The organism is Legionella fairfieldensis ATCC 49588 (assembly GCF_000621525.1).
Taxonomy (GTDB): Bacteria; Pseudomonadota; Gammaproteobacteria; order Legionellales; family Legionellaceae; genus Tatlockia; species Tatlockia fairfieldensis.
This window is the reverse complement of record NZ_KK211302.1, coordinates 58,054-61,503: the sequence shown is the minus strand read 5'-3', so window position 1 is coordinate 61,503 and position 3,450 is coordinate 58,054. Positions and strand designations below refer to the sequence as shown.

Below are 3,450 nucleotides of genomic sequence, written 5' to 3'. Positions count from 1 at the left end.
GGCAGTGCGGCCGTCCTTCAGTCCGAAGCCAGCGCACTCGCCTCAGGCGGCCTGCAAGCCGCAGCCCAGCATCAGCGTTTTGATGCCGCGCAAGTGTTAAGCGATAATCTCGGGCAGGCTATTGGTGAGGGGGTTGTGCAGGGGAGTGCGAGCGTTGAACCCCCTTCCGCTGCCGAGGCCATCGACGCGCTGTATTTACCGATGGAGAAGGCCGATACGCGCAGCGATAAAGCCGCCTATCTGAATTACCTTGCCCAGCAGTTGGCCGGAGAAGGGGGTTATGGCGAGTTGCCGCAGGCATCGGTGGTTGGTTATGGCAGCGGGGTGGTGAGGAAGGAGACCACTGAAAACTTGCATGGGGTTGAGTTGGCGGAGACGCTGGAACCGGCACCGCTGGCGGATGTTCGGGTTGATTATGGAAGTATTATAAATGAGCTTAATGGTTCGGGTATAATAGCTCATGGAAATAATGGACAGCAATTTATCAGGGCGAGTATATCTCAGTTTAATGGTTTTCAAGTCAAAAAAGTTAATGGTTCAGATAAAGTAAAAATTTTAGGTTCTCAATATGCTAATAAAGTTTTGGGATTACCTGATAATTTCCGTTATTCCAAAGCTTCAAATTTGAAACTGTTAGGAGCAAAAGGTTTGTATTTATCTTATAATCCTTTGCAATATTATAAATATACAAATATGACGGGCGTGCTTAACATTCTAGATTTTGGTATAGGCGTGACGGAGGCAACTTATAATTTTTATAATCATAAAATTAATGATATTAAATATGTAGGTGAAATTGGAAGTTTAACTACTGGCACTATTTTTACCACAGGAATGGCGGCTATGACGTCTTATGGAGTCATAGGTTTGCTTGGCGCATCAACGATTGCAGAAACACCTATAATTTTAACCGTGGGCGCAGCTATTGGTGTGGGATACACGGCACAAAAAGTATACAGTTACGCATCCCCTTATGTAAAGCTAGCATATGAGAAAACTTATGAATGGACTAAAAACAAAATATTTTATTGAGATATTTTATGCCTTTTTTAAATGAATCAAACCCATTACAAAAAAGAAAGATAGCTATCGTTTCTTTGGCTTTTTGTGTGGGTTCATTTCCTTTTTTTCCGGGGGTTTGTTCGTATTTATTCCCAGAAATAAATCCCAATTTTGATGTAAATGTTTTGCAAAATTTATGTATTTATTTTTCCGTATTTTTTTTGATTTTACTAACTTATTTTTTTAAGTTTATTATGAAAAGAAAAAAAACAGCAATTTGTTTATTTTACTTGGATTTTTTAATGTTGCTTTTTTTGTCGGGCTGGTATTTTACATTTGGGAATATTTATGTGGCCTATGAATTCAGATATTTAAATGGGATTGTTTTTTATATTTTTTTCTCTCATTTTCTGGTGTTTTTTTTGGCTTCATTAACATTTGTGTTCTACATAAAAAAAAGGTGTGGGAAAAGTATAGAGGTTAATAAAGAAATATGGGATTTTGAACAAATGATTTATTCGGATAATACATCGGCAATTGCATTACCAAAAATCAAATATCAAAAATATATACTTAAGATCTTTTTAAGTGTTATTTTTATTTTATACATATATAATTTATTTTATGAAAAATTTTTATTCTTAAATATAAAGCTAGTAATATCGTTAACTATATTTTCTTGGTTAAATTTTGCGTTTATAGGATATTTTTTGCCTTGGAAAGGATTTCAAATATATTATCTTCATAAAAGACTCAAAAATAGAGTAGGTGATATGCTTATTAAAGAATTGTTATGTCCCACTAGTAAGAAGGTAATAGCTTACAAAAAATAACTATATTTCAGTTAAAGTGTCGAGATTTCAGTCCGAAGCCAGCGCACTCGCCTCAGGCGGCCTGCAAGCCGCAGCCCAACATCAGCGCTTTGATGCCGCGCAGGTGTTAAGCGATAATCTCGGGCAGGCTATTGGTGAGGGGGTCGTGCAGGGGAGGGCGAGCGTTGAACCTCCTTCCGCTGCCGAGGCCATCGATGCGCTGTATTTACCGACGGAGAAGGCCGATACGCGTAGCGATAAAGCCGCCTACCTGAATTACCTTGCCCAGCAGTTGGCCGGAGAAGGGGGTTATGGCGAGTTGTTGCAGGCATCGGCCCCCTTGCTGGAGCCAGCCCCCTCGCTGGAACCAGCCCCGATAGAGACGCCAACCGGTTCTCCAGGGATAAAGGCGATGGCTTCCCTCGCACTGGACTTTGTACCGGTAGCCGGTCAGTTAAAAGCGATGGATGAGCTATGGACAGGTCGTGACCGTCTCTTGAATGTGGAGGTTAACCGCGGCCTGTCAGCGCTAGCACTCATCCCCGGCGGCAAGCTTGCGGCTAAAACGGTTCAATGGTTAGGAAAAACCAGACCGGTCATGGCGGCCATGCAGTTGACGCGGGATAGCAAAGTCATTGAAAGTGCCGCCAGTTATTCGAAACAAACGGTTCATTTTCTCTCGGAGTATAAAGGGGTTATTGCCAAACACACATTAAACGCCGGTGTGGGTGGTACCTCATCGTTTCTCTCGGCACTGTCTACCGCGGATGCGCATCCGTGGCGTAGTGCGGTGATTGGGGCGGGGGCGAGTTTTATCTTTGGTTTTAATTCACCTGTAAAATTTAAAACAGCAATTAAGTTAGGCGCTGTTAGTGGAGGTTTATCCAATTTTTCGAGTCAGGTGATTGAGATTTTTAACACAAATAACCCTTCTATTAAGTCTTTAAGTATAACCAAAATAGCAGTGGCGGCATATGCTGGTACTATCAGCGCTGGTTTGACGTATGGCATGCCACTTATTCCTGCGGCTATTGTCAGTTTTGGTCCTTCGACAGTCATTAATAAATTAGGAGACGTGTTTTATGAGCGCTGGTATAGCAGTACAAAATAATCAATATGAAGATGTAATCCATGGAGGTTATGGATTTATGATTTGGTTTATGCCTCTTGGATTTTTATTTTTTTTCTACATTGAATTTATTACTATTTGGTTATTAGTAACTTCAGATCCAACATTTACAGAAAACTATTTAACGTTATGTTTGGGTTGTTTTGCAATATCTGCAACTGTGATTTGGTTAGGATCTAGCATCGCGTATGCATTACAAACTGTCCAGTTTATCCAGTTTAACGAAAAAGACATTTTTATTCGCTTGTATTTCAACCGTAAAGTCTATTTTTATCCGGAAGACTTACTGGCAATCAACGATTTTAAAATCAATAAGCTGATGTCCCAGACGAGAACGTTTCCTGAAGGAGGTACAGGTTTTTTTATCCATTTAAAGAATGGAAAGCGATATCGGGTGAGTCCCCATATGGCGAGATTTGAGGAGCTGAAAGCGGTATTAACCGAGATTGCGGCAAGGAATAAAGAGTGACTGAAGGGGTATGAGAAGAGGGTAGTGCACTATCCCCG

The 3,450-nt window shown here is 41.0% G+C and carries 4 protein-coding genes; all 4 read left to right on the top strand.

Annotated features, from left to right (window positions below):
• On the top strand, window positions 1–1,032 hold a 1,032-nt coding region (locus tag T345_RS15270; protein WP_028389692.1), incomplete at its 5' end, for a hypothetical protein.
• Between the two features lie 8 nt (window positions 1,033–1,040).
• On the top strand, window positions 1,041–1,835 hold the full coding sequence (locus T345_RS0113075) for a hypothetical protein (protein ID WP_028389691.1): 795 nt from the start codon (window positions 1,041–1,043) through the stop codon (window positions 1,833–1,835).
• A 16-nt stretch (window positions 1,836–1,851) separates the two neighbouring features.
• Window positions 1,852–2,925, top strand: coding sequence for a hypothetical protein (locus tag T345_RS0113070; protein WP_028389690.1), 1,074 nt, complete (start codon window positions 1,852–1,854; stop codon window positions 2,923–2,925).
• Window positions 2,897–3,412 (top strand): hypothetical protein, encoded by a 516-nt coding sequence (locus tag T345_RS0113065; RefSeq protein WP_028389689.1) that lies wholly within the window; start codon window positions 2,897–2,899, stop codon window positions 3,410–3,412. Before T345_RS0113070 ends, T345_RS0113065 begins: the two co-directional genes overlap by 29 nt.
• Window positions 3,413–3,450: the final 38 nt, after the last annotated feature.

Coding starts and splice junctions, on each gene's coding strand:
- T345_RS0113075 (WP_028389691.1), top strand. CDS start 1,041: ATGCCTTTTTTAAATGAATCAAACCCATTACAAAAAAGAAAGATAGCT.
- T345_RS0113065 (WP_028389689.1), top strand. CDS start 2,897: ATGAGCGCTGGTATAGCAGTACAAAATAATCAATATGAAGATGTAATC.